Here is a 24821-nt window from a genome sequence, read left to right on the forward strand (position 1 = left end):
GCGTTACCAGCCGAAGCCGGCACCCACGCCCACCGAGCTGTCATCACTGCTGAATGCGCCGCCGACAGTGACCGTGGCGCGGTCGCTGAGGGCACGCTGGTAGCCCAGCGACAACGCCGACTCGCCGCTCTGGAAGCCGACACCGACACCGACGCGGTTCTGCGTGCGGATGCCCGCGGCACTGGTGGCCATGTTGAGCATCGCGGCGTTCATCGCGCCCTGGCGGTCGATGCGACGGTCCTGGTGGCGCAGGCGTTCATCGATTTCACCCTTGTAGATGTCGAAGCTGTCGGCCATCGCGCTGTAGCGCTGGTCGGTGTAGCTGTTGGCGGTGGCGATGCCACCGTCCAGCTGGCCCTTGTTGACCGCATCGGTGGCCGCGCTGCCGGCGGCCACGTTGGTGACCTGGCGTTCGGCACCGACGGCACCCACCGAAACCGTGTCGGCGCGGTCGGCGACCGAGCCCTGGCCCAGTGCGACCGAGTTGGCGGCGGTGGCGCTGGCCCCCTGCCCGATCGCGGTGGCCGAGGCCCCGCTGGCTACGGCACCGTCGCCCATCGCCACCGAGGTGACCGGTGCGACGACGGCCGCGACCGGCTGCGGTGCACCGACACTGGCAGCGGTCGGCGTGCCCTGCACGACCGGGGCGTCGGCACTGGCCACGCGGGCGGTGTCGGCGCTGGCGGCGGTGGTTTCGGCCGTGGTCGCCGCCGTATCGGCAGCCTCGGGCGTGGCCGCCACGCTGGCGGTGGACACCGACGCGGAGCGCGCACGTGCCGCGTTGCTGCTGCCACCGGCCACGCGCTGGTCGATTTCGCTGACCTTGGCATCCAGCGCCCCGAGCGCGTCACCCACGTTGTTGTAGGTGCTGCCCTGGATCACGTAGTTGGGCGCGACGAACACGCCCTGCATGCCGACGCTGGCGCCGCCGCCGAGGAAGCTGGCGGTGTCGGTCAGGGCCTGGAACAGCTGCCCGCCATTGACGGCCTGGCGGCTGCCGCTGGCGATCGACCCGGTGGCGACGTTGTCCAGGGTGGTGCCCTCCACGCCCGACAGGGTGAGCCTGTCGCGGCTGCTGTCGTCGTAGGTCAGCGCGTTGGCGGTCACGTTCTCCACCGAGCCGATGCGGTCATCGATGTCGCCGACGCGGGTTTCCACTGCGCCCACGCGCTGGTTGGTGGTGTTGAGCTGGCCGCCGGTGACCGCATCGGTGCTGCCTGCGGCGACACGACCGGCCGCGACGTTGACGATGCGGCGGGTAGCCGGCGAATCGGTACCGTTGCCGCCACCGACCGAGACCACATTGGCCTCCACTGCACGCGACCCTGCACCCAGCGCCACCGAGTTGGCACCGGACGCACCTGCAGCGGACCCGATGGCGATGCCGTTGGCGCCGTTGCTGACGAAGGCACCGTTGCCCACGGCCACGCCGTTGGTGGCGTTGGTCGAGGCCAGGCGGCCGACCACGGTGCTGTTGTCACCGCGTGCCGAGGCATCCGCACCGAGCGCCGTGGCGCCGGTGGCCGAGGCGGTGGCCGCGGTACCCACCGCGCTGCTGCGGGTGCCGCTGGCGGTGGCGCCCGAACCGGCGGCCAGCGCATCGGTGCCGCTGGCGTTGGCCACGCCGCTGCCGCTGGCGTCGAAGTGCTGGCCCACGGCATCGGCGGTCGCCGCGACGCTGTCCAGCTGCGCCTTGTTGACCGCATCGGTGGCATTCACTGCCGCACCGACATTGGTGATGCGGCGCGTGGCCGGACCAGTGGTGCCGTTGCCGCCGCCGACCGAGACCACGTTGGCCTCGGTGGCACGCGAGCCTGCGCCCAGGGCCACGCTGCCGGTGCCGCTGGCCCAGGCGCTCTTGCCCAGCGCGGTGGCATTGATGCCGCTGTAGGCGTAGCTGTCCTGGCCGATCGCGGTGGAGCCGGCCGAGGTCGCCCATGCCAACTGGCCGACGGCAGTGGTCTGTGCCGCTGTGGCCCAGGCGCTGGCGCCGCCGGCGAAGCTGTTGGCGCCGCTGGCCTGCGCGCTGTTGCCGATGGCGATGCCATACGCGCCGGAGGCAGTGCTGCCCCAACCGAACGCGGAGGCGTAGTCGCCGCTGGCTTCGGCACCGTAGCCGAGCGCGGTGGTGCGCAGCCCGCTGGCGGCACTGAACGCGCCGACAGCGGTGCTGTAGTCGCTGCCGGCTTCGGCGCTGTAGCCGACGGCGGACGACTGCAGCCCGGCCGAAGTCGCGCCGGCACCGCTGGCGGTGCTGAACACCCCGGTGGCCTGTGCGCCGGCACCCAGTGCGGTAGCGCCGGTGCCGCTGGCACTGGTGGCCTTGTCGAGCAGCACGTTGCCGTTGGCATCTTCGTAGTACAGCGAACCACCGATGGCGGTGGCCGAATCGGCGGTGGCCGAGGCGTTGTAGCCCGATGCCGACGCATAGCGACCCGACGCCAGCGAACCGCTGCCGTAGGCCGATGCACCGGTGCCGAACGCGTTGGACGCTTCGCCTGCCGCCGTGGCATAGGTGCCATCGACATAGCTGCCCACGTCATCGCCATTGCCGCTGCCCGAAGCCTTGAAGTAGCGGTTGGTTTCCTCGGCGGTATCGGCCACGGCGTTGAGCTGGTCAAGGTTGACCGCGTCGGTGCCTTCGGTACCGGCGGCCACGTTGGTGATCTGCCGCTGCGCAGTGGTGGTGCCGACCGAAACGCTGTTGTCGCGGTCCGCGGTGGAACCCGCACCCAGCGCGACGCTGTTGACGCCGGTGGCGGTGGCGCTTTCGCCCAGCGCGGTGGCGCTGGCGGCATCGGCCCACGAATTCCAGCCGACCGCAGTGGCGTAGTCATCGGTGGCCCAGGCACCGGCGCCGAAGGCCGATGCACCCGTGCCTGACGCGCGCGCCGGAATGAAGCCGAAGAACGTACTGCCGCCGACCGCGACGCTTTCGTCGCCGGTGGCTTCACTGAACTCACCCACCGCAACCGCGCTGGCACCGGAGGCCGTGGCGGCTGCACCCACCGCGGTTGCATAGGCATTGGAGGCGACTGCGCCATAACCCAGTGCCGAGGACAGCTCGCCGGTGGCTTCGCTGTACCCGCCGAACGCCGATGCACCGGCTTCCGACGCCGTGGAGCGGAAGCCGTTCGCCGTGGCCTGCTGGCCCGACGCGATGGCTTCGCTGCCGCCGGCCGTGCCGTACGCACCGGAGGCCTGCGCACCGGCACCCACCGCGCTGGCACCGATCTCGCTGGCGGCGGCACCGTTGCCGATGGCCACGCTGTTTTCGCCGGTCGCCTGGGCCTCGCTGCCCAGTGCGGCCGCACCTTCGCCGGTAGCGAGCGCGTTGAAGCCGATGGCGGTGGCATTGTTGGCCAGCGCGTTGGCACCACTGCCGAGCGCGCTGGCGCCATCGCCGATCGCATTGGACGCTTCACCCGCCGCCAGTGCGTTGTCGCCTTCCACATAGGCACCGGCATCGCTGTCGTCGCTGCCGCTGGCCTGGAAGTACTTGCTGGTGGTTTCAGCCACCGCAGCCACTTCCTTCAGCTGAGCCACGTTCACCGCATCGGTGTCTTCGGTACCGGCACCCACGTTGGTGATCTGGCGGTCAATCGCGTCATGCACCACGCCGGCCGCATCGGTCCAGGCTTCGGCCGCACCGACCGATACCGTGTTGGCACGATCAGCCAGCGTGCCGGCGCCGAGCGCGACACTGTTGTCGGCGTCCTTGGTGGTCCAGGTGTTGCTGCCCACCACGGTCGAGTTCAGCGCCTGCGCGTAGCTGTTGTAGCCAACCACGGTGGCACCATCTTCGGTGGCCCACGCCTCGCTGCCGACGGCCGTGGTCTGGATGCCCTGGGTGCTGCTGTTGGCATCGGCGCCGGCCAGGGCGTTGAAGCCGACCGCCACGCCGTTCTGTGCGGTGGCCGCGTTGTTGCCCAGCGCCACGCCGTACTCACCGGCATTGGCCTGCACGCCGAACGCCGCACCGGCCACGTTGGCACGCGTGCCCTGGCCCACTGCGGTGGCTACTTCGTCCGCGTAGCTGTAGGTACCGATCGCGGTGCCGAAGAAGGCAGCCGTGGCGCCCGCGCCGAACGCACTGGCGGCCCAGCCGTCGGCGGTGGCGAAGTTGCCGATCGCCGTGGTTTCGCGACCCAGCGCCCACGCCCCGTACCCTACTGCGGTGGATGCCAGGCCACTGGATTCCGCGCCCGCACCGACCGCCACCGAGCCGAAGCCCTGCGACAACGCGCCGCCGCCAATGGCGATGGCGGCACCGCCACTGGCGGTGCTCAGGTCACCAAGGGCGACCGCGCCCTGCCCGCTGCTGGCCGCGTTGCTGCCGATGGCAACCGCATAATCCGCGGTCGCCGTGGCATTGAAGCCCACTGCCGTCGCCTCGTTGGCAACCACCGTGCTGCCCGCACCCAGCGCGGTGGCGCCGTTGCCGATGGCATTGCTGGCCTCACCGGCCGCCAGCGCATCATCGCCGTCGACGAAGGCACCGGCATCGCTGGCAACGCTGCCGCTGGCCTGGAAGTACTTGCTGGTGGTGGCGGCGGTATCGGCCACGGCGTTGAGCTGGTCCAGGTTGACCGCATCGGTGCCTTCGGTACCGGCGGCCACGTTGGTGACCTGGCGCTCGCTGCCGGCGCTGCCGACCGACACGCTGTCATCGCGGTCGGCGATCGAATCCGCACCGAGCGCCACGCTGTTTTCGCCTTCGGAGGTCGCGGCGTTGCCGAGCGCGGTGCTGTTCAGGCCGGGCGACCATGCACCGCCGCCCACGGCGGTGGAGTAGTTGCCGGAGGCTTCGGTGGGCAGCAGGCCGAACAGCGCACCGCCGATGGCCACGCTGTTGGTGCCGCTGGCCAGGCTGCCCTGGCCGGTGGCGGTGCTGTAGGCGCCGGTGGCTTCGGCGTCGCCACCGAGCGCGACGCTGTTGGAGCCGGTGGCCTGGGCGAAGCTGCCCAGCGCAGTGGCGTTGAACGCGGTGGCGGCGGCGTAGCCACCGATGGCGGTGGTGTAGCCGGCAGTCGCTTCCGAGGCGAAGCCGTAGCCCGCCGACAAGGTGCCGCTGACCACGCTTTCCGCGCCGACCGCAGTGGCGCCCGAACCGCTGGCGGTGCTGTAGTAACCCAGCGCCACCGATTCCTCACCGGCCGCTTCGGACAGCGCGCCGCTGGCGAGGCTGCCGGCGCCCGAGGCGATGCTGGCCGCGCCATTGGCAGTGCTCTGCTCGCCCGAGGCGAGGCTTTCGGCACCGTTGGCGGTGGCGTATTCGGCGGTGGCCTGTGCATCGGCACCGGTGGCGGTGGCATTGCCTGCGCTGGCCAGTGCATTCAGGCCTACCGCGGTGGCGCCGTCAGCGAGTGCGAACGCACCACTGCCGACTGCCGAGGCGCCGGTGCCGCTGGCGAAGCTGCTGGAGCCCACTGCCGTGGCGTAGTCGCCATCGGTCGCAGCGTTGGAACCGGCGGCCACGCTTTCTTCGCCACCGACTACTGCCACGCCATCGCCGCTTGCCTGGAATTTGTCAGTGGCGGCAGTGAGCTGGTCGACGTTTACCGCGTCGGTGCCCTCGGTGCCGGCCGCGACCTGGGTGATCTGGCGCTGCTGGTCGTCATTGCCGACCGATACGGTGTACGCGCGGTCGGCGCGTGCGCCGGCGCCCAGCGCCACCGCGTTGGCGGCACTGGCGTTGCTGCCCGCACCGATGCCGATTGCGCTTTCACCGCCGGCGACGACATTCGTGCCGATGGCGATGGTGTTGATGCTGTTGCCGAGCGCCTGGTAACCCACCGCGACGCTGTTGTCGCCGTAGCCGAACGCACCGCGGCCGAGCGCGGTGGCGCTGTTGCCGCGCGCCCAGCTGTTGTAGCCGATCGAGGTAGCACCGCTGCCATCGGCCCAGGCCGCATAACCGACGGCGGTGGCATTGGCCTCGGTCGCCCACGCACTGGAACCGAACGCGGTGGCACCATCGCTGGTGGCCCATGCGTACGCACCGGTAGCGGTGCTTTCGCTGCCGCTGGCGAAGGCGTTGTCGCCCTGCGCCACGCTGTACTCACCCGTGGCGCGCGACTTGTAGCCCTGCGCCAGGCTGTTGTCGCCGGTGGCCTGTGCGCCGCTGCCGTACGCGTTGCTCTGCGCGCCGGTGGCCTGTGCACCTGCACCGACGGCGACGGCATCCTGCGCGGCGGTGGTGCCCACCGTCACCGCGTTGCCATCGGCATCCACGATCGGCGAGTTGTACTGGTCATAGGCCTGGCCGACGCCACCAATGGCGACGCTGCCGTTGCCGGTGGCGGCGACATTGCGGCCCACGGCCACCGTGTCATCGCCCACGGCGGACGCACCGTTGCCCACCGAGGTGGCACCTGCGCCGATGGCATTGCTGGCCTCGCCTGCAGCGAGCGCGCCGTCGCCATCGGCGAACGCGCCCACGTCGCTGTCCTGCGAGCCGTTGGCCTTGAAGCGGTAGGCGGTGCGGTCCGCGGTCCCGGCGACCGCATCCAGCTGCGCCTTGTTGACCGCATCGGTGGCTTCGCTGCCGGCGGCGACATGGGTGATCTGGCGTTCGTTGCCGACATCGCCGACCGACACCGTGTTGTCGCGCACGGCGGTGGAATTGGCGCCCAGGGCGACGCTGTTGGCGCCGCGCGCGGTGCTGTAGAAGCCGACGGCCGTGCTCAGTTCGCCACTGGCCCAGCTTTCCGCACCGAGTGCGGACGCGCCTTCGCCCGGTGCGTAAGCGAAGTAGCCCACGGCGGTGGCTTCGGTGCCGGAGGCTTCGCTGAGCGTGCCGTTGGCCACGGCGTAATCGCCGCTGGCAATCGCACCGGCGCCGACCGCGGTGGCGGCTTCGCCACTGGCCTGGGTGTCGACGAAGAAGCCCAGGCCGGGAATCAGGTCGACCGGACCGCCGATGGCGGTGCTGCTGGTGCCGCTGGCCGCGCTCTGCGTGCCCACCGCTGTGGCGTAGTCGCCGGTGGCATTGGCCACCGCGCCGAACGCCGACGACTGTGCGCCGGCCGCATAGGCGCCGACGCCATACGACGAGGCGGCAAAGCCCGCCGCTTCCGCGCTGGCACCGACGGCGGTGCCACCGACGCCGGCGCTGGTGGCGCCGGTATCGACCGGCACGCCGCCGTTGGTGATCAGCGGGTTGCCGTCTTCATCCACGGCAGTGCCGCCCACGGCCACGCTGCCCGGGCCGTTGGCCTGCGCGTTGGTGCCGAAGGCGGCGCTGTTCTGGCCGCTGGCCAGCGCGTTGTAGCCCACCGCGGTGGCGTTCTGCGCCACCGCGGTGGCGCCGCTGCCGAGCGCGGTGGTGCCGGCGCCGAGCGCATTGGTGGCTTCGCCCACGGCCGTGGCGTTGTCGCCGTCGGCAAAGGCGCCTGCGTCGCTGTCGGCGCTGCCGGTAACCTGCACGTACTTCGCGGTGGTGCCTGCCACCTCGCCCACCTCATCGAGCTGGGCCTTGTTCACCGCATCACCGGCTTCGGTGCCGGCGGCGACGTTGGTGATCTGCCGTTGCAGGCCGTTGTTGTTGCCGACCGACACGGTGTCCACGCGATCGGCGTAGGAGCCTGCGCCCAGCGCGACGCTGCCGACCGCAACCGCTGCGGAGTTGGACCCCAGCGCCGCGCTGAAGTCGGCCACCGCCGTGCTGAACGCACCCACCGCAATCGAGGCTTCGCCGCCGCTGCCGGCGCCGCGGCCGAGCGAGGTGCTGCCCGCGCCGATCGCCAGTGCGCCGCCACCAATGGCGGTGGCGCCATCGGCGCTGGCCTCGGCCAGCCCGCCAATCGCGGTGGCTGCGCCGTTTTCGCTGGCGGCAAACGCGGATGCGCCCAGCGCCACGTCACCAAGTCCGAACGCCATCGCGCTCTGGCCCACCGCGACGGTGGCGTCGCCGATGGCCAGGCTGTTCTGGCCGAATGCGCTGCCGCCCAGGCCGGCGGCAACGGCATCGCTGCCTACCGCCGTGGTGGCGTTGGCCAGCGCCTGGCTGTTGCGGCCGAGCGCGGTGGCGCCGTCGCCGTCGGCATTGGCACTGGCGCCGGCAGCGAGTGCACCTTCGCCCTCGATGCGGGCGGCATCGCTGTCGCTGCCTTCGCCGTCCGCCTTGAAGTAGCGCGTTGCGCTGGCGGCCGTTGCAGCAACGGTGTCGAGCTGCGCCTTGTTCACCGCATCGGTCGCCGCAGTACCGGCGGCCACGTTGGTGACCTGGCGCTCCTTGCCGGCATCACCGACCGACACCGTGTTGGCGCGTGCGGCGCGCGAGCCGGCACCGAGCGCCACGCTGTTGGCCGCCGAGGCGATGCTGTTGCTGCCGATGGCCACGGCGTTCGCGCCCGATGCGGTCGCATTGCCATCCACCACGCAGCTGTCGATCACGTTGCTGTTGAGCACCACGCAGTTGGCGTTGCCGCCCACTTCCACTGACTGCGCATGCGCGTCGGACATCGCCCCGGTCATGCCCAATCCAAGCGTCAACGCAATGGCGGTGGAGAGCACGGCGCCACCGCGCGTGGCGGAAGATCGTCGCTGATCGATGACCACGCCCGGGGTCTGGCTGCTGGCGAGTTCGGAGGCAACGACCATCTGCCCCAGTGCTTTGTTCCAGACCTTGCGATAAATCCGATTCATCGATGCGACTCCTGGTTGGCTGGTTTTGGGCAAAGCGACGCCAACGCCAGGCCGCGTGGCCCAACGTCCCCTGGGGGCGTTTTCCGCTTGATTTACTGCGTTGTGCCGGATGGCGCGCTATCGGCGCGATCAACGAACAGAGAACTCGCCATCCTTGCGGTTGATTCCGAACTGAACGATTGCAAACTGAGAACTCAGTGTTAACGCACGGTTTCCATGGCGTCAAGACTTTGACAGACGAAAGTGTTCGAACGCGCAAGGCGTCACACATTCGACTATTCATCAACGCATTTTGTTAGATCGATGTGAGCATTCGCCATCACGCGACTTCACACATGTAACGCGCTGTAACTCGTTGGCTGTGCTCGACTTGAACGCCGCCCAAAAAAAACCGCCGAACAGGTCGGCGGTCTTTCTTCACTTCTCTTTCACTCGTCTTTCACGCGACGTGCACCGTCGTTCAGCCGCACCATACTCTTGCGTTGCGGAACATGCGCAGCCACGGCGAGTCGCCGTTCCAGTCCGCCGGACGCCAGCTGAGGTTCACCGCGCGCGGCGTGCGCTCCGGGTGCGGCATCATGATCGTCACGCGGCCATCGGTGGTGGTCAGGCCGGTGATGCCGTCGGGCGAGCCGTTCGGGTTCAGCGGGTACTGGGTGGCCACGTTGCCGTCGCCATCGACATACCGCAGCGACACGCGGGCGGCGGCCTGGTCGACGGCATTGGCGAACACCGCCTGGCCTTCGCCGTGCGCCACCGCCACCGGCAGGCGCGAACCGGCCATGCCACGCAGCAGGATCGACGGCGATTCGACGATTTCCAGCAACGCGGTGCGGGCTTCGAACTGCTCGCTTCGGTTGCGGCGGAACTGCGGCCAGTGCTCGGCACCGGGGATGATGTCCTTCAGCTGGCTCAGCATCTGGCAGCCGTTGCACACGCCCAGCGCGAAGCTGTCCTGGCGGGCGAAGAAGCCGGCAAAGGCATCACGCAGCGCGCTGCGCTCCAGCACCGAGGTGGCCCAGCCGCGGCCCGCACCCAGCACGTCGCCGTAGCTGAAGCCGCCACAGGCGGCCAGGCCGGTGAAATCGGCCAGGTCGACGCGGCCGGCGATCAGGTCGCTCATGTGCACGTCCACGCTGCGGAAGCCGGCGCGTTCGAAGATGTTGGCCATTTCGATCTGGCCGTTGACGCCCTGCTCGCGCAGCACCGCCACGCGCGGACGCGCACCGGTGTTGATGAACGGGGCGGCCACATCCTCATTGAGGTCGAAGCTGAGCTTCGGCTTCAGGCCCGGCGCGGTGAAGCTGCGCGCGATGGCGCGCTCCTGGTCGGCGTTGTCGGGGTTGTCGCGCAGCTTCTGCATGGCGTGGGTGACCGACCACCAGGCATCGAACAGCGCTTCCCAGCGCCATTCAACCAGGCTTTCGCCCTGCAGCGAAACGCGCACCACCGGGGCCGTGGTCGGGCGGGCGATGCGCTGGGCACATTCGGTCAGCGCATGGCGCTCGACCAGGTCGGCGAAGGCCGCGCGGTCTTCGCGGGCGATCTGCACCACCGCACCCAGCTCTTCGTTGAACAGGCTGCGGAACGGATCATCGCCCCACGCATCCAGGGTGATGTCCAGGCCCTGGCGCGAGGCGAAGGCCATTTCGCACAGCGCGGCGAACGCGCCGCCATCGCTGCGGTCGTGGTAGGCCAGCAGCAGGCCGGACTGGCGTGCATCGCGGATCAGTTCGAAGAACGCACGCAGGCGCTGCGGGTCATCCAGGTCCGGCACGGCACCGGCAAACGCCGGCAGCGCGCTGTGGTCGGCGTGCACCTGGGCCAGGATCGACCCGCCCAGGCGCTGCTTGCCGGCGCCCAGGCCGATCAGCCAGAGCTCGCTTTCCGTCTCGCGGTCCAGCAGCGGGGTCAGCTGGGTGCTGGCATCGGCCACCGGCGCGAACGCGGTGATCACCAGCGACACCGGCGACACCGACTTGTGCGCCTCACCGGCGTCGTGCCACTGCGCCTGCATGGACAGCGAGTCCTTGCCGACCGGGATGCTCAAGTCCAGCTGCGGGCACAGTTCCATGCCCACTGCGCGCACTGCGTCGTACAGCAGCGCGTCTTCGCCGTTGTGGCCCGCCGCGGCCATCCAGTTCGCAGAAAGCTTCACCGTTTCCAGCGCATCGACCGGGGCCGCGCACAGGTTGGTGATCGCTTCGCCCACTGCCATGCGCGCCGAGGCGGCGGCATCGAGCAGCGCCAGCGGGGTGCGCTCGCCGATCGACATCGCTTCGCCGGCCAGCGTATCGAAGCCGGCCAGGGTGATGGCAACGTCGGACAGCGGCAGCTGCCACGGACCGATCATCTGTTCGCGTGCGGTCAGGCCACCGACGCTGCGGTCACCGATGGTGACCAGGAAGTTCTTCGACGCCACCGACGGGTGCGCCAACACGCGTAGGCCGGCCTCGTGCAGGTCCAGGCCGCCGGTCTTCAGCGCAGGCCAGCGCGGCGCCGGCGGGTGCGCGGTGTCGCGGTGCATCTTCGGCGGCTTGCCGAACAGGACGTCCATCGGCAGGTCGATCGGGGCGTCGGCCGGAATGTTGCCGACCGTCGCGCCATAGGCGACCACCAGGCGTTCTTCGGCCGTGGCCACGCCGACCGCGGCGAACGGGCAGCGCTCGCGCGCGCACAGCGCGGCGAACTCGGCCAGGCGCGCCTGCGGCACGCCCAGTACATAGCGCTCCTGCGATTCGTTGCACCACAGCTGCATCGGCGACAGCGACGGGTCATCGGTGGGCACCTTGCCCAGGTCGATCACCCCGCCCACGCCGGAGTCGTGCAGCAGCTCCGGAATCGCATTGGACAGGCCACCGGCGCCCACGTCGTGGAACCAGCGGATCGGGTTGTCCAGACCGAGCGCCACGCAGCGGTCGATCACTTCCTGGCAACGGCGTTCCATTTCCGGGTTGTCGCGCTGCACGCTGGCGAAATCCAGGTCCTCGGCGCTTTCGCCGGAGGCCACCGAACTGGCGGCACCGCCGCCCAGGCCGATCAGCATGGCCGGGCCACCGAGCACGATCACCGCATCGCCCGGCTGCAGCTTGAGCTTTTCGACCTGGACCTGGTCGATCGCACCGAGGCCACCGGCCAGCATGATCGGCTTGTCGTAGGCGCGGGTCAGGCCGTCACCTTCGGGCAGCTCGAAGCTGCGGAAATAGCCCAGCAGGTTCGGCCGGCCGAATTCGTTGTTGAACGCGGCGCCGCCGAGCGGCCCTTCCAGCATGATGTCCAGCGCCGGGGCCATGCGCGGGTTCAGCGCGCGCGGCGCTTCCCACGGCTGCGGCAGGGTCGGGATGCGCAGATGCGAGACCGAGAAGCCGGTCAGGCCGGCCTTGGGCTTGCCGCCGCGGCCGGTGGCGCCTTCGTCGCGGATCTCGCCGCCGGCGCCGGTGGAGGCGCCCGGGAACGGCGCGATCGCGGTCGGGTGGTTGTGCGTTTCCACCTTGATGCAGAACGCCGAATCGACCACCGCTTCGCTGCGGTATTCGCCCGTGGCCGGGTCCGGCCGATAGCGCGCGGCCGGGAAGCCGGCCACCACCGCCGCGTTGTCGCTGTACGCGCTGAGCGTGTGCTGCGGGGTCTGCTGGTGGGTGTTCTTGATCATGCGGAACAGCGAATGGGCCTGGTCGGCGCCATCGATGGTCCAGCTGGCATTGAAGATCTTGTGCCGGCAGTGCTCCGAGTTCGCCTGCGCGAACATCATCAGTTCCACGTCCGACGGCTTGCGGCCCAGCTCGCCGAAGCGCTGGCGCAGGTAGTCGATCTCGTCCTGGGCCATGGCCAGGCCCAGGCGGCGGTTGGCCGCTTCCAGGTCTTCCAGCGCTACCCGTTCCAGCTCGCCACGGGCCGGCGCGGTGAACAGCGCCTGGGCCTGGGCGGCGTCGTCCAGCACCGACTGGGTCATCGGGTCGTGCAGCGCGCGGATAACCGCCTCGCGCGCGGCCGCGTCGGCCGGCCAGCCGGCCAGGTCGATGCGCAGGCCACGTTCCACCCGGCGGATCGGCTGCCCGGCGCCACGCACCAGTTCGGTGGCCTTGCTCGACCACGGCGACAGCGTGCCCAGGCGCGGCACCACGAAGCGGCTGGTTGCCCCGTCCTCGCGTACTGCCGGGGCCGGCTCGGCTTCCAGGATCCGGGTCAGGACCACCGGGTCCGGGGCGGCATCGCCCTCGGTCTGGATGAAGTACACATGCCAGGCACCGGTAATGCGCAGATCGGCGGCCAGGGACTGGAGGCGGGATTCAAGACGTTCGCGGCGGAACGGCGAAAGGGCGGATGCGCCCTCGAGGACCATCATGTCCGGGGAACCGTGGTTGGGAACGGGGCCCACTATTGTACCGGTCCGTGCCGGCCGGTGGTCGGTCCCGGGGTCGGTCGCGGCCGACTCGCGGTGCTCCGCCTGAACGAACCGGCGCCCCGAACCTTGCGCTGGCGCACGGATTGGGCGGGCAAACCATGACAACGTTGCCACCACCTGCCCGGCACATCGCCGGCGGGCCCCGCGTCCGCCCCCTCTGCTGTTGCCGGCCTCTCTCACCGGCCCCGGACCTGCTGCAACGCTGGCGACACCCTGCCGCCCAGCGCCCACCACCTGATCGGAGTACGACATGGCTGACCCGATTGCGCGCAGTACGGTGACATCGTTATCTCCCCGCCGCCCCGCCCGGCCCCGCCGCTGGCTGCTGGCCCTCGCGCTGGGTTCGGCGGCCCTGAGCCCCGGCCTCGCCCTGGCCGCCAGTTGTACCGGCGTGCCGGAGTGGAACGGCAACGTGATCTACCTGGCCGGCAGCACCCTGCAGAAGGGCGGCGTGCTGTACCGGGCCAACCAGGACATCTGGAATGCCCCGCCCGACCACCCGGCCGGTGCGCCGTACTACACCAATCTGGGCGCCTGCGACAGCGGCGGCAGCAACCAGCCACCCAGCGTCAGCCTGACCTCGCCGGCCAACGGCGCCAGCTTCAGCGCCGGCAGCACCATCACCGTCAGCGCCAACGCCAGTGACCCCGACGGCAGCGTGAGCAAGGTCGAATTCTTCCGTGGCGGCACCTCGCTCGGCATCGACACCAGCGCGCCCTACAGCGTGAGCTGGACCAACGCGGCGGCCGGCACCCATACCTTCAAGGCCGTGGCAACCGACAACAACAACGCCGTGACCTCGTCGGCCACGGTCAGCGTGACCGTCAACGCCGCCAGCAACGACACCACCCCGCCCAGCGTGCCGGGCGGCCTGTCGTCGCCGTCCAAGACCGCCACCACCGTCAACCTGGCCTGGAGCGCGGCCACCGACAACAGTGGCGGCAGCGGCGTGGCCGGCTATGACGTGTACCGCAACGGCACCCTGGTCGGCTCGCCCAACGCCACCCAGTACACCGACGGCGGCCTCACCGCCAGCACCGCCTACACCTACGCCGTGCGGGCCCGAGACAACGCCGGCAACGCCTCGGCCCGCAGTGCCACCATCAGCGTGACCACCAGTGCAGGGGGCGGCAGTGGCGGCAACAAGCGCGTCATAGGCTACTTCACCCAGTGGGGCATCTACGGGCGCAACTACCGGGTCAAGAACATCGACACCAGCGGTTCGGCCAGCAAGCTGACCCACATCAACTACGCCTTCGGCAACGTGCGCAACAACCGCTGCGAAGTGGGCGTCACCCAGGCCTCCGACCCGAACACCGGGGTGGGCGGCGATGCGTTCGCCGATTACACCAAGGCATTCCAGGCCGGTGAGAGCGTCAGCGGCAGCGCCGATACCTGGGACCAGCCGCTGCGCGGCAACTGGAACCAGCTCAAGCAGCTCAAGGCCAAGCACCCGAACGTGAAGGTGCTGATCTCGCTCGGTGGCTGGACCTGGTCGCGCGGCTTCTCCAGCGCGGCGCAGCCGGCCAACCGCCAGGCGTTCGTGGCCTCGTGCATCGACGCCTACATCAAGGGCAACCTGCCGGTGACCGACGGTGCCGGTGGCGTGGGCGCGGCGGCAGGCGTGTTCGACGGCATCGACATCGACTGGGAATACCCGGTGGCGTGCGGCATCGCCTGCGGGACACCGGCCGACAATGCCAACTTCACCGCGCTGATGGCCGAATTCCGCCGCCAGCTCGATGCGGTGCGCCCGGGCCTGCTGCTCACGGTGGCGGTCGGTGCGGGCATCGACAAGATCCGCGTGACTGATCCGACGGCGTATCACCCGTACCTGGATTTCATCAACGTGATGACGTACGACTTCCACGGCGCGTTCGATCCGAAGACCGGGCACCATTCGGCGCTGTTCGATTCGCCGGCCGATCCGTCCGCCGGTGATGTGAAGCTGTATAACAGCAACGATGCGATGGAAGCCTTCCTCGCCCGCGGGGTGCCGGCCAGCAAGCTCAACCTGGGCATCGGCTTCTACGGCCGCGGCTGGACCAACGTGCCCAACGTCAACAACGGGCTGTACCAGACCGGCACGGCCGCACCGGGTACCTACGAGGCGGGCATCGAAGACTGGAAGGTGTTGAAGAACCTCAACCATCCGGTCTTCACCGACGCCACCGCGCGGGCCACCTGGAGCTACAACGGCACCACGTTCTGGAGCTTCGACACCCCGGCGATGGTGACCGAGAAGATGGGCTACGTGAAAACCCAGGGACTGGGCGGTGCGTTCTTCTGGGAGTTCAGCGGCGATGACACCCAGGGCACGCTGGTGAACACGATCAGCAATGGGTTGAAGTAAGGGGGATCGTGCCCGGGGCCCTCCCACCCCGGGCACGATGTTTCACTGTGATGGCGCGAACGTCTCCAAGTGAGCGGTTTCTGCAAGCTGCAATTTTTTGCAGCAACCAGAATGGTGCACTTTCCGCATGCCGCCATCCAAGGCAGGCCACTTCCGACTGAAATCGACGTGCGTGGGACCTCACGCACGCGCTTGAGCATTTTCTGAAAGCAGTAGAGGGCCGCCTTTCAATAATGGCGGTCCTTTCTTTATGGTGCCTTGCATCCATGCGGACCCCTACCACCCTGCTGCGCATTGGCGCTGCCCTCGGCATCCAGAACGCGAAGAACACTCTCGACACACGGCGTGCACTCAAGACACCGATCCTCACCAAGCTCTCCAACAGCAACAAGGAGTGGAAGGAAACGTGCCAGCAGCGCGGCTTCCTCACTGCTGGAGCAATGCCGCTGACGTTGATGTCCATCCGGGTAACACCGTTGCGCACCACCACGGATTATCGACCCGGTGCGGGGATGGCGCAGATCGAGAAGCTGCTGTGCATCCCCCCTCCGGAAACGGACGTGCTCGGCGGCGATGAAGCACCGCCCGCCGTCGTCACGCAGCGGAGCACACCGCCGCAGGCGTCGCTGCAGAAGAGCGCGCTCCCGGACAACCGTAGCTGGTTGCACCCTGGAAGCAGCGACGGATCGGCCCAGACCGCCACGTGGCAGAAGCCGACGCCCGCTAACGTGGACGCCACGCTGAAGTCAGTCGAGAAACGAATGGCTCCTGACGTACCGCGGTTACCGGTCCGGGCCAGCGAGCTGCATCCCAACGCGTTGATGAACCAGCATGATTTCCTCGATCCGCGTCAGGACAGGTTGGCCATCGATCTTTACGGCGAAGAGGGCGCGGCCGACTACGGCCTGGCAGCGTTCGATATTGCGTACACAGCGATCAACAGCGGCTTGTTTGAACGTCCGGAAGATCTGCCGATTGCGCCTGCATCGGTGGACGCCGCGCATCCGTCGGATCCGCTGGGGACTGGCTGGCACACTGACAGTTATTCCAATGCCGCGGACATCGCACCGATCGGACAGCGATATCCGGACGCGACAGGTCGATTTGCAGACGAAGACCGCGAGATCAAAGCTTTCGACGCAATGTTGAACAGCTACAGCGAAGAGAAGGCCACGGCTGACGGCGACATATCGCCGCCACCGCCTCCCCCCATGCCGGCGCCTGAAACGAGCAGCACCACCGTGTCGCCCTTGTCGCCGTCATCGCCGCTTAGCCACGCCAAGGCGCTGTTCATCGCCCCGACGAAGGAAGACGTGATGGCGGAACTACGTCAAGCACTTTCGCAACGCCAGGCGCGCCAGGCGAGCGTGGAAAGCACCGTCTCTAGCGCCGCCAGCCCTTCCCCTTCTAGCGCCACCAGCCCTTCCCCGTTGCGGGTCGCTGCAGGCTTGGTCAAGGGCTTCGAGCTGATGACGGACACGCACAAGGAATCGCTGTCCGGCTACAGCTCCGATTCCGGTCTCGGCAGCCATCTGCTTGATGCGGGCGCGGACTCCGACCACGGCTGGAGCGATTCCGAAGCATGACGCTGCGGTTCGCCCCGGGGTGATCCCGGGGCGGCGTGGGCTCAGTTGGCCTGGCGCTCCAGCGCCTTGAGCAGCTGCGCCGGCGGCACGTAGCCGCCCAGCTGGGTCCCGTCGGCGGCGAACACCGCCGGGGTGCCGCTGACACCCACCTGCTGGCCCAGGTTGTACTGCATCGCCACCGGGCTGGTGCAGTTCTTCGGCGCCACCGGCTGGCCCTGCTTGGCGCTGGTCAGCGCCTTGCGGCGGTCGCTCGCGCACCAGACCGAGATCATGTCGGTGAAGTCCTTGCTGCCCGGGCCCATGCGTGGGAACGCCACGTACTCCACGGTGATGCCCATGCGGTTCAGCTCGGGAAGGTCCTGGTGCAGCTTGCGGCAGTACCCGCACTCGATGTCGGTGAACACGGTGAGCGTGTGCTTGGGATTGGCCGCAGCGAACACGATGCGGTCACCGCGCGGCACTTTGTCCAGCAGCTGCTTGCGGTAGGCCAGCAGGCCGGCGCTGCTGGCCGGGGCGCGGTTCTGGATGTCGTACGGCTGCGACTGCATCAGGTAGCGGCCGTCGTCGGACACGTACAGCACCTGCCCGCCCACCAGCACTTCGCGGAAGCCCGGGAACGGGGCCGCGCCGATGTAGTCGGGCTTGAACTTCGGGTCCAGACCGGCCAGCGCGCTGCGCACGGTCTGGTCGGCGTTGGCATTGGCCGGCGCGGCGCTGCTGGCCGGCTGGGCGCCGGGCTTGGCGGCCGGCGGCGCCGGCTGGGCGCAGGCGGTCAGGCTGAGCGCACCGCACAGCGCCACGGTAAGGACTCGAAGCATCTGCAGTTCCACGGTAAAAGGTGCCCGATTCTCGCACAGCCGCTCCCGCGGCGACGTCACGGCGGGCGCCTTCGGCCCGCCTGCGGGTGCGGCGAGGGAATCGTGAAAGCGCTCGCCCATCAGTGCGTGCACGCTCGCTGCCCCTCCCTCCGCCCTGCCCCTTTCCCGTGCATTCCCTTTCATCGATCACGCTTTCGTTCAAGGCCCATGTCCTGCGCCGCACCTCCGCCCGCGTGGCGCTGGCGGCCGGCTCACACGACGGCGGGCGCTTCCATCGCGCCATGAACAGCATCCAGAACAGCGAAGACCGGCTGTCCGGGCGTTTCTGGAGCGGCGCGCTCAGCGCGCCGAAGCTGGTGGACCGCGCCGCCCAGCTGGCCCGGCTGCGCGAGCAGCTCATTCCCTCCCACCACGTCGCCGACCGGGTCGAGCGGCTGGAGCAGGTGCTGAACCGCTGTGGCGACCGTCGGCCGCGCTGGGTGTCCAACACCGGGCCACGCGCGCAGGCCATGCAGGCACTGGTCGCACCCGATGCGGTGCTCGGTCGCGCGCGCGCTGCACTGGCCACGCTGTTCTGGCAGGGTGAGCTGACCACGCTTCCTGACTTCAAAGCCGCTTACCTGCGTGCCAACCCACCGGACATCAATGACCCGGACCGTGCGGCAGAGCTGCACCGGGCCGCCATGGAACACTTGTACGCGCAGGCGCCGGCGGTGGAACACGGCGGTCAGAAAGCGCTGCTGTTTTCTTTCGGGGCCCTCGTGGCACCCCAGCACCGTCCTTCGGTTGTGTCGCTGTCGCCCAGCCGCGCTTCACGCAACGACGCGGTGAACCGGTGGCGGAACACCGCGATGCTGGCCGATGCGTCGGCGGGTTCGGACAGCGACGAGGTGTCCGACGACGGCAGCTGCAGCACCGTCTCCACCGCCTGGGTGGCGATCGGCGAGCCCCGGGAAAGCTACGCCTGAACGGCACAGCGCCGTGCGCCACTACCCTCTGGGATGGTGGCGCGCGTGCAGCTTCTGCAGGTGCTCGCGTGCCACCAGCGTGTAGATCTGGGTGGTGGACAGCGAGCTGTGGCCGAGCAGCATCTGCAGCGCGCGCAGGTCGGCGCCGCGGTTGAGCAGGTGGGTGGCGAAGCTGTGGCGTAGCCCGTGCGGGCTGATCCGCACCGGGTCGATCCCGGCCAGCACGGCGTACTTCTTCACCAATGACCAGAACTGCTGGCGGCTCAGCTTCTGCAGCGAGGGTTCCAGGAACAGCGGCACCTCGCCGTCGCGCGCCGGCACGGTGCGCGTGCCGACCAGCTTCGGCCGTGCTTCGCGCAGGTAGCGCTCCAGCCAGTGCTGGGATTCCTCGCCCAGCGGCACCAGCCGTTCCTTGCTGCCCTTGCCGGTCACCCGCAGCACGCCCTGGCGCAGGTTCACCGCGTTGGCCGGCAGCTCCACCAGCTCGCTTACGCGCAGGCCGGCGGCGTACATCAGCTCGAGCATGGCGCGGTCGCGCAGGCCCAGTGGCTGTTCCACCTCGGGTGCGGCGAGCAGCGCGTCGATCTGGCTCTCGGCCAGCGCCTTGGGCAGCAATCGTGGCAACCGGGGCGGATCAAGCAGGGCGCTGGGGTCTTCGCTGCGCTGCCCGCGCCGCACTGCATCGGCGAAGAACGCGCGCAGCGCCGACAGCAGCCGCGCGTTGCTGCGCGGCGACCAGCCGTGGCGCGCGCGCCAGGCCAGGTAGTCGAACAGGCCGGCGCGGTCGATCCCGGCCAGCCCGTTGCCGGCGCCGTCGCGCCAGCGGGCCAGCCCTTCCAGGTCGCGCCGGTAGCTGTCCAGGCTGGCCCGGGCCAGGCCCTGCTCGGCCCAGACCGCGTCGAGGAAACGCTGGATGAGCGCGTCGTCGTCAGCGCGCAGGTCGGGCAGGTGCTGCACCAGCTGGCGGCGCGCGGCGGGGGTGGCGGTGTCGGACATGCCCACAGGATACGGAGGCGGGGCCGCGCCGGCCATCCACAGCGGACGCCGGCGCGGGTATGCTCGGCGCATGAGCGCACCTACCGCTGTGGCCACGGATACCGCCCGCCCTGCCTCACTGCTGGTGTGGCGGCTGCTGTCGCTGCTGTATGACTTCTTCCCGGCGCTGGCGCTGTGGATGCTGGTCGGCGCGCTGTTCACCGCCGGCTACGCGGCCGGCCACGCCGCGCGCGACAACATCGCGCCGTTCAGTGCGCTGCAGTGGCTGCTGTGGGGGTGTTGCTGGGTCGTGACCGGCGTATATGCGGTCGAAAGCTGGCGGCGCGGTGGCCAGACGTTGGGCATGCGGCCGTGGCGGTTGCAGGTGGTGAGGGCCGATGGGGGTGCGCCTACGCTGGGGCAGTTGTGGGTGCGTTATGCGGTAGGAACCCTGTCGGTGCTGCTGGCCGGGTTTGGGCTGTGGTGGGCGTTGGTGGATCGGCAACGGCTGACGTGGCACGACCGGGCAAGCGGCACCCGGTTGTTGCGATTGCCGAAGCGATAAGAACGCGGCGCAGACCGCCTGGGCCGACCAACGGTCGGCGCTACCGGGCAGGTCAACGTTCGTTGGGGGTTCGCAGGGGCTCGTGTTGCATTGGCGCCATGCATCCGGAGCCGATGGTGAACCATCGAAATGCAACCGGCGCCCAAGGTTGATTGATCCCGATCCCAATGGGCCCGTATGAATTCGTAGCCCCGGCCGTTGGCCGGAAACCGCGCGCAGCGCGGCTCAAGCGTCCAACACCGATCCAACGCCGGTTGCGACCACCCCACCGACGTTCAGACCCAACCGAAGCCGCCCGTCACCCCATCATCCCGACTTGCGCCGGAACAACATGCCCGATACCACCAGCATCACGATCGGCGGCAGTGCGTACGCGATGCGGTAATCGAACTTCAGCGCGCCGGCCATGCGCCCGAAGAACAGCTGCAGCAGCCAGAAGCCCAGCGCGAACAGGATGCCCAGGAACAGGCGCTTGCCCATGCCGCCGCTGCGCAGCGAACCGAACGCGAAGGGGACGGCAGCCAGGCACAGCGCCAGCACGTTGAGCGGGTAGAACCAGCGGCTCCAGTAGATGTCCTCGTAATCGCGCGCGTCCAGCCCGTTGCGCTTGCGGTACTCGATGCTGGTGCGCAGGTCGCGCGCGGCCAGGTTGCGCGGCTTGGAGAACCCGGAGGCCAGCGCGCCCGCATCCAGCTTGGAATCCCACTTTTCGGTGTCCACGGTGGTACGGGTGGCCGAACGCTCGCCGAAGGTATCGCGGCGCACCTTGTTCAAGGTCCAGCCGTCGGCCGTGTGCTCGACCGTGCCGGCATGGGTCACCGACGCAATGTTGCCGTCCGGTGCGATCTGGTAAAGGCGCACGTCGCTGAGCACCAGCCGCGTGCCGCCACCGGGCAGCAGCTGCTCCTCGCCACTGGTCGCGGTAAGGAAGGTGTCGCCTTCACGTACCCAGATGCCCGCGTACCGCGACGCAGACAGGTTCTGTCCCGACTTCGCGCTGGCCCGGATGCTGTCGGAACGGTTCTGCGCCCACGGTGCCAGCGTCTCGCCGTTCACCACCATCACCGCCGTCATCAGCGACAACGCGATCGCCACCGAGGCACTGAGCCGCTTGCGCGACAGCCCCAGCGCGCGCAGCGCGGTGAGCTCGGAAGTGGCGGCCATCTGGCCCAGCCCCATCAGCGCACCGATCACCGCTGCGGTCGGGAAGAACGTGTAGGCCCGGCGCGGCACGGTGTACAGCACCGAGGCCGCCGCATGGCCGAGCGTATAGCCGCCCTTGCCCACGTCCTTGAACTCGCCGGAGAACGCCATCACCACGTCCAGGCCGACCAGCACGGCCCAGGTCAACAGCACCGTGCCGAACACCGCCCGGCCCAGGTAGAAATCAAACCGCATCGGGTGGAGCTTCATGCGGTCCTCCGCGGGCGCGAGAGCTTGCCGTCGCGCAGGTACATCCAGATGGCCAGCGCCAGCAACGGCAGGCTCAACCACCACAACCCCACTGTCGCCGGCACCTTGCCGTCCGCGATCCAACGGGTACCAATGAACATCAGGTTCATGCCGACCATGTAGGCAAGGAAGGCGAACATCATCCTGCCGTAGCGCTGCTGGCGCGGCGAACTGCGCGCCAGCGGCAGGGTCATCAACGCAAACGCCAGGGCGATCAGGGGAGGGGTGATGCGCGAGTGCAGCTGCGCCTGGGCTTCCGGCCGGGGGTCGCCGAACAACCGGCCGGTCGGCAGCAGCTCGGGGTCGTTTTCGTCGCGGGTGATGGCGCCATCGGGCAGCGCAACGTCGTTGCGGACGAAGGTCATCAGCCGGTAATCCAGCGCGCCGTTGGCCGGGCCCTCGATCTGGTGGCCGTCATTGAGCTGCAGGTAGCGCTGGCGGTCGCCCTCGAAGAACATCTTGCCGGTCGCGGCCGACATCACCTCGATACGGTCGCCGCGGCTGCGCTGGACGAAGATCCGCCCCAGCCCGCTGCCGTCGGCCGAGACCGAGGACAGGTAGACCACCCCCCCATTGGACAGCATGGTGAACTTGCCCGACTCCAGCCCGGCCATGACCAGGCTCTTGTTGGCGTCTTCAACCATCTGCTCACTGGTCCGGTCGGCCCACGGGCCCAGCCACAGCGAGCACAGGGCGATCAGCCCGACCACCGGCAGCACCAGCATCAGCACCGGCCGCAGCAGCCGCTTGGGCCCCACGCCAATGGCGGTCAGCACCGCCATTTCCGAATCCCGGTACAGCCGCGCGGTGGCCAGCAGCAGGCCCAGCATCAGCGCCAGCGGCAGGATCAGCGGCATGTAGACGATGAACTGCAGGCCCAGCTGGGAGAACAGCAGGCGGGCAGGCAGGCGGCCGTCGGCGATGTTGCCGAGGATGTCCACCAGCACGCCGCCCACGCTTACTACCAGCAATACGATCAGGGTGGCCAGAAAACTCTGGACGAAATCACGCAGGAGATAGCGATCGAGCTTCGACATGGGGCGGTGGTTTAAACTCTCGGATTCGTTCGCGTGGCTGCCCAGTCTACTGACGGGACGTAAACAGTTCGCGATTGTACGTTTTTGCCAACGGAATCTGATCAATGGCCCTGGAATTCACCCTGAACCACGCTGCCCCGGCCTCGGCCGAGGTCGACTGCGTCATCGTTGGCGCCTATGCCGACCAGACCCTGAGCCCGGCGGCACAGGCCCTGGACGCCGCGTCGGGCGGCCGTCTGACCGCCCTGGTCGCCCGCGGCGATGTCAGCGGCAAGACCGGCGCCACCACCCTGCTGCATGACGTGCCCGGCGTGAAGGCCCCGCGCGTGCTGGTGGTCGGGCTGGGCGAGCCGGCCAAGTTCGGCGTGCCGCAGTACCTCAAGGCGGTGGGCGATGCCAGCCGCGCGCTGAAGACCGGGGTCATCCGCCACGCGCTGTTCACCCTGGCCGAGATCGAGGTCAAGGGCCGCGATGCCGCCTGGAACATCCGCCAGGCCGTGATCAGCGCCGACCACGCCGCTTATCGCTACACCGCCACCCTGGGCACCAAGAAGGCCGAGGCCCCGGGCCTGGCCACGCTGGCCATCGCCGGCACCGACAGCCAGGCGCTGACCCAGGGCCAGGCCATTGCCGCCGGCGTGCAGCATGCCCGCGAGCTGGGCAACCTGCCGCCGAACCTGTGCACCCCGGCCTACCTGGCCGAATCCTCGGTGGCCTTCGCCCAGGCCCATGCCGGTGCCGAAGCGGAGATCCTGGACGAGACCCAGATGGAAGCGCTCGGCATGGGTTCGCTGCTGGCCGTGGCCCGTGGCTCGGCCAACCGCCCGCGCCTGGTGGTGCTGAAGTGGAACAACGGCGGCGACGCCAAGCCGTACGTGCTGGTCGGCAAGGGCATCACCTTCGATACCGGCGGCGTGAACCTGAAGACCCAGGGCGGCATCGAAGAGATGAAGTACGACATGTGCGGTGGCGCCAATGTCATCGGCACCTTCGTCGCGGCGGTCACCGCCAAGCTGCCGCTGAACCTGGTGGTGGTGGTCCCGGCGGTGGAGAACGCCATCGACGGCAACGCTTACCGCCCGTCCGACGTGATCACCTCGATGTCGGGCAAGACCATTGAAGTGGGCAACACCGATGCCGAAGGCCGCCTGATCCTGTGCGACGCGCTGACTTACGCACAGCGCTTCGAGCCGGCCGCGCTGGTCGACGTGGCCACCCTGACCGGCGCCTGCCTGGTCGCCCTGGGCCACCAGACCGCCGGCCTGATGACCAAGCACGACGACCTGGCCAATGAGCTGCTGGCCGCCGGCGAACACGTGTTCGACCGCGCCTGGCGCCTGCCGCTGTGGGACGAATACCAGCCGATGCTGGATTCCAGCTTCGCCGACGTCTACAACATCGGCGGCCGCTGGGCCGGCGCGATCACCGCCGGCTGCTTCCTGTCGCGCTTCACCGAAGGCCAGCGCTGGGCGCACCTGGACATCGCCGGCGTGGCCAGCGACGAAGGCAAGCGCGGCATGGCCACCGGCCGCCCGGTCGGCCTGCTGACCCAGTGGCTGCTCGACCAGGTCGGCCACGCCCATGTCGCGGGCTGATTTCTACCTGATCGCCAAGCCGCGGTTCCTGACCGAACCGCTGCGGCTGGTCTGCGAACTGGCCCGCAAGGCCAACGACGCGGGGCTGTCCACCCTGGTGCTGGCGCGCGACCAGGCCCAGGCCGAGGAACTGGACGAGCTGTTGTGGTCATTCGACGACGATGCCTACATCCCGCACCAGATCGCCGGCGAAGACGCGGACGAGGAAGAAGCGCTGGTGCTGATCGCCGCGCCGGGTACCGATGCCGCCTCGCGCCCGCTGGTGATCAACCTGCGCGACGACCCCTACCTGGGCGCCTGCGACCGGGTGCTGGAAGTGGTGCCGGCCGACCCCGAAGCCCGCGAGCCGCTGCGCGAGCGCTGGCGCCAGTACAAGGCGCTGGATTTCGACCTGAACAAGTACGACATGTAAGCCCGG

12 protein-coding genes are annotated in these 24821 nt (G+C 69.2%); 6 read left to right on the forward strand and 6 right to left on the reverse strand.

The annotated features are described in order from the left end of the window. Positions 1 to 3 precede the first annotated feature (3 nt). Entirely contained in the window at positions 4 to 8649 is an 8646-nt protein-coding gene (locus tag SOM39_RS08670; RefSeq protein WP_320458094.1) for an ESPR-type extended signal peptide-containing protein, read from the reverse strand. Positions 8650 to 9109: 460 nt separating this feature from the next. Next, positions 9110 to 12994: a phosphoribosylformylglycinamidine synthase gene (gene purL, locus SOM39_RS08675; protein ID WP_320458095.1), complete on the reverse strand. Its 3885-nt coding sequence runs from the start codon at positions 12992 to 12994 to the stop codon at positions 9110 to 9112. A gap of 310 nt (positions 12995 to 13304) precedes the next feature. Between purL and SOM39_RS08680 the strand changes: the two genes are divergently transcribed. Together SOM39_RS08680 and SOM39_RS08685 are read left to right on the forward strand one after the other, a co-directional pair. Next, on the forward strand, positions 13305 to 15407 hold the full coding sequence (locus tag SOM39_RS08680) for a glycosyl hydrolase family 18 protein (RefSeq protein WP_320458096.1): 2103 nt from the start codon (positions 13305 to 13307) through the stop codon (positions 15405 to 15407). A gap of 266 nt (positions 15408 to 15673) precedes the next feature. Beyond that, positions 15674 to 16993, forward strand: a complete 1320-nt coding sequence (locus SOM39_RS08685) for a hypothetical protein (RefSeq protein WP_320458097.1) — start codon at positions 15674 to 15676, stop codon at positions 16991 to 16993. A 41-nt stretch (positions 16994 to 17034) separates the two neighbouring features. Here the strand turns inward: SOM39_RS08685 and SOM39_RS08690 are convergent, their stop codons facing one another. Beyond that, on the reverse strand, positions 17035 to 17811 hold the full coding sequence (locus SOM39_RS08690; RefSeq protein ID WP_068854539.1) for a DsbC family protein: 777 nt from the start codon (positions 17809 to 17811) through the stop codon (positions 17035 to 17037). Positions 17812 to 17978: 167 nt separating this feature from the next. Here SOM39_RS08690 and SOM39_RS08695 point away from each other — a divergent pair, with 167 nt between their 5' ends. Then, positions 17979 to 18779, forward strand: coding sequence for a hypothetical protein (locus SOM39_RS08695; protein ID WP_320458098.1), 801 nt, complete (start codon positions 17979 to 17981; stop codon positions 18777 to 18779). Positions 18780 to 18800: 21 nt separating this feature from the next. On the opposite strand, the gene xerD is transcribed toward SOM39_RS08695, so the two are convergent. Further along, positions 18801 to 19775 (reverse strand): site-specific tyrosine recombinase XerD, encoded by a 975-nt coding sequence (gene xerD, locus SOM39_RS08700; RefSeq protein WP_320458099.1) that lies wholly within the window; start codon positions 19773 to 19775, stop codon positions 18801 to 18803. A 70-nt stretch (positions 19776 to 19845) separates the two neighbouring features. Here xerD and SOM39_RS08705 point away from each other — a divergent pair, with 70 nt between their 5' ends. Next, complete coding sequence (locus SOM39_RS08705) at positions 19846 to 20319, forward strand: RDD family protein (RefSeq protein ID WP_320458100.1); 474 nt, start codon at positions 19846 to 19848, stop codon at positions 20317 to 20319. 306 nt (positions 20320 to 20625) lie between these two features. Here the strand turns inward: SOM39_RS08705 and lptG are convergent, their stop codons facing one another. Together lptG and lptF are read right to left on the reverse strand one after the other, a co-directional pair. Continuing rightward, positions 20626 to 21732: an LPS export ABC transporter permease LptG gene (gene lptG, locus SOM39_RS08710; protein ID WP_306989887.1), complete on the reverse strand. Its 1107-nt coding sequence runs from the start codon at positions 21730 to 21732 to the stop codon at positions 20626 to 20628. Next, the gene (gene lptF, locus SOM39_RS08715; protein WP_093536157.1) at positions 21729 to 22808 is read right to left on the reverse strand and encodes an LPS export ABC transporter permease LptF; all 1080 of its coding nucleotides are present in this window, start codon (positions 22806 to 22808) and stop codon (positions 21729 to 21731) included. The genes lptG and lptF overlap by 4 nt, the downstream gene beginning before the upstream one ends. 104 nt (positions 22809 to 22912) lie before the next feature. On the opposite strand from lptF, the gene SOM39_RS08720 reads away from it, so the two are divergent. Both SOM39_RS08720 and SOM39_RS08725 read left to right on the forward strand, forming a co-directional pair. Further along, positions 22913 to 24403 (forward strand): leucyl aminopeptidase, encoded by a 1491-nt coding sequence (locus SOM39_RS08720; protein WP_320458101.1) that lies wholly within the window; start codon positions 22913 to 22915, stop codon positions 24401 to 24403. Then, positions 24390 to 24815 carry a DNA polymerase III subunit chi gene (locus SOM39_RS08725; protein ID WP_184124672.1) on the forward strand — a complete coding sequence of 142 codons (426 nt, stop codon included), beginning with the start codon at positions 24390 to 24392 and terminating at the stop codon, positions 24813 to 24815. Before SOM39_RS08720 ends, SOM39_RS08725 begins: the two co-directional genes overlap by 14 nt. Positions 24816 to 24821 lie beyond the last annotated feature (6 nt).

Origin of the sequence: Stenotrophomonas sp. CFBP8994 (assembly GCF_034044835.1) — a bacterium.
In the GTDB taxonomy this organism is placed as follows: Bacteria; Pseudomonadota; Gammaproteobacteria; order Xanthomonadales; family Xanthomonadaceae; genus Stenotrophomonas; species Stenotrophomonas rhizophila_A.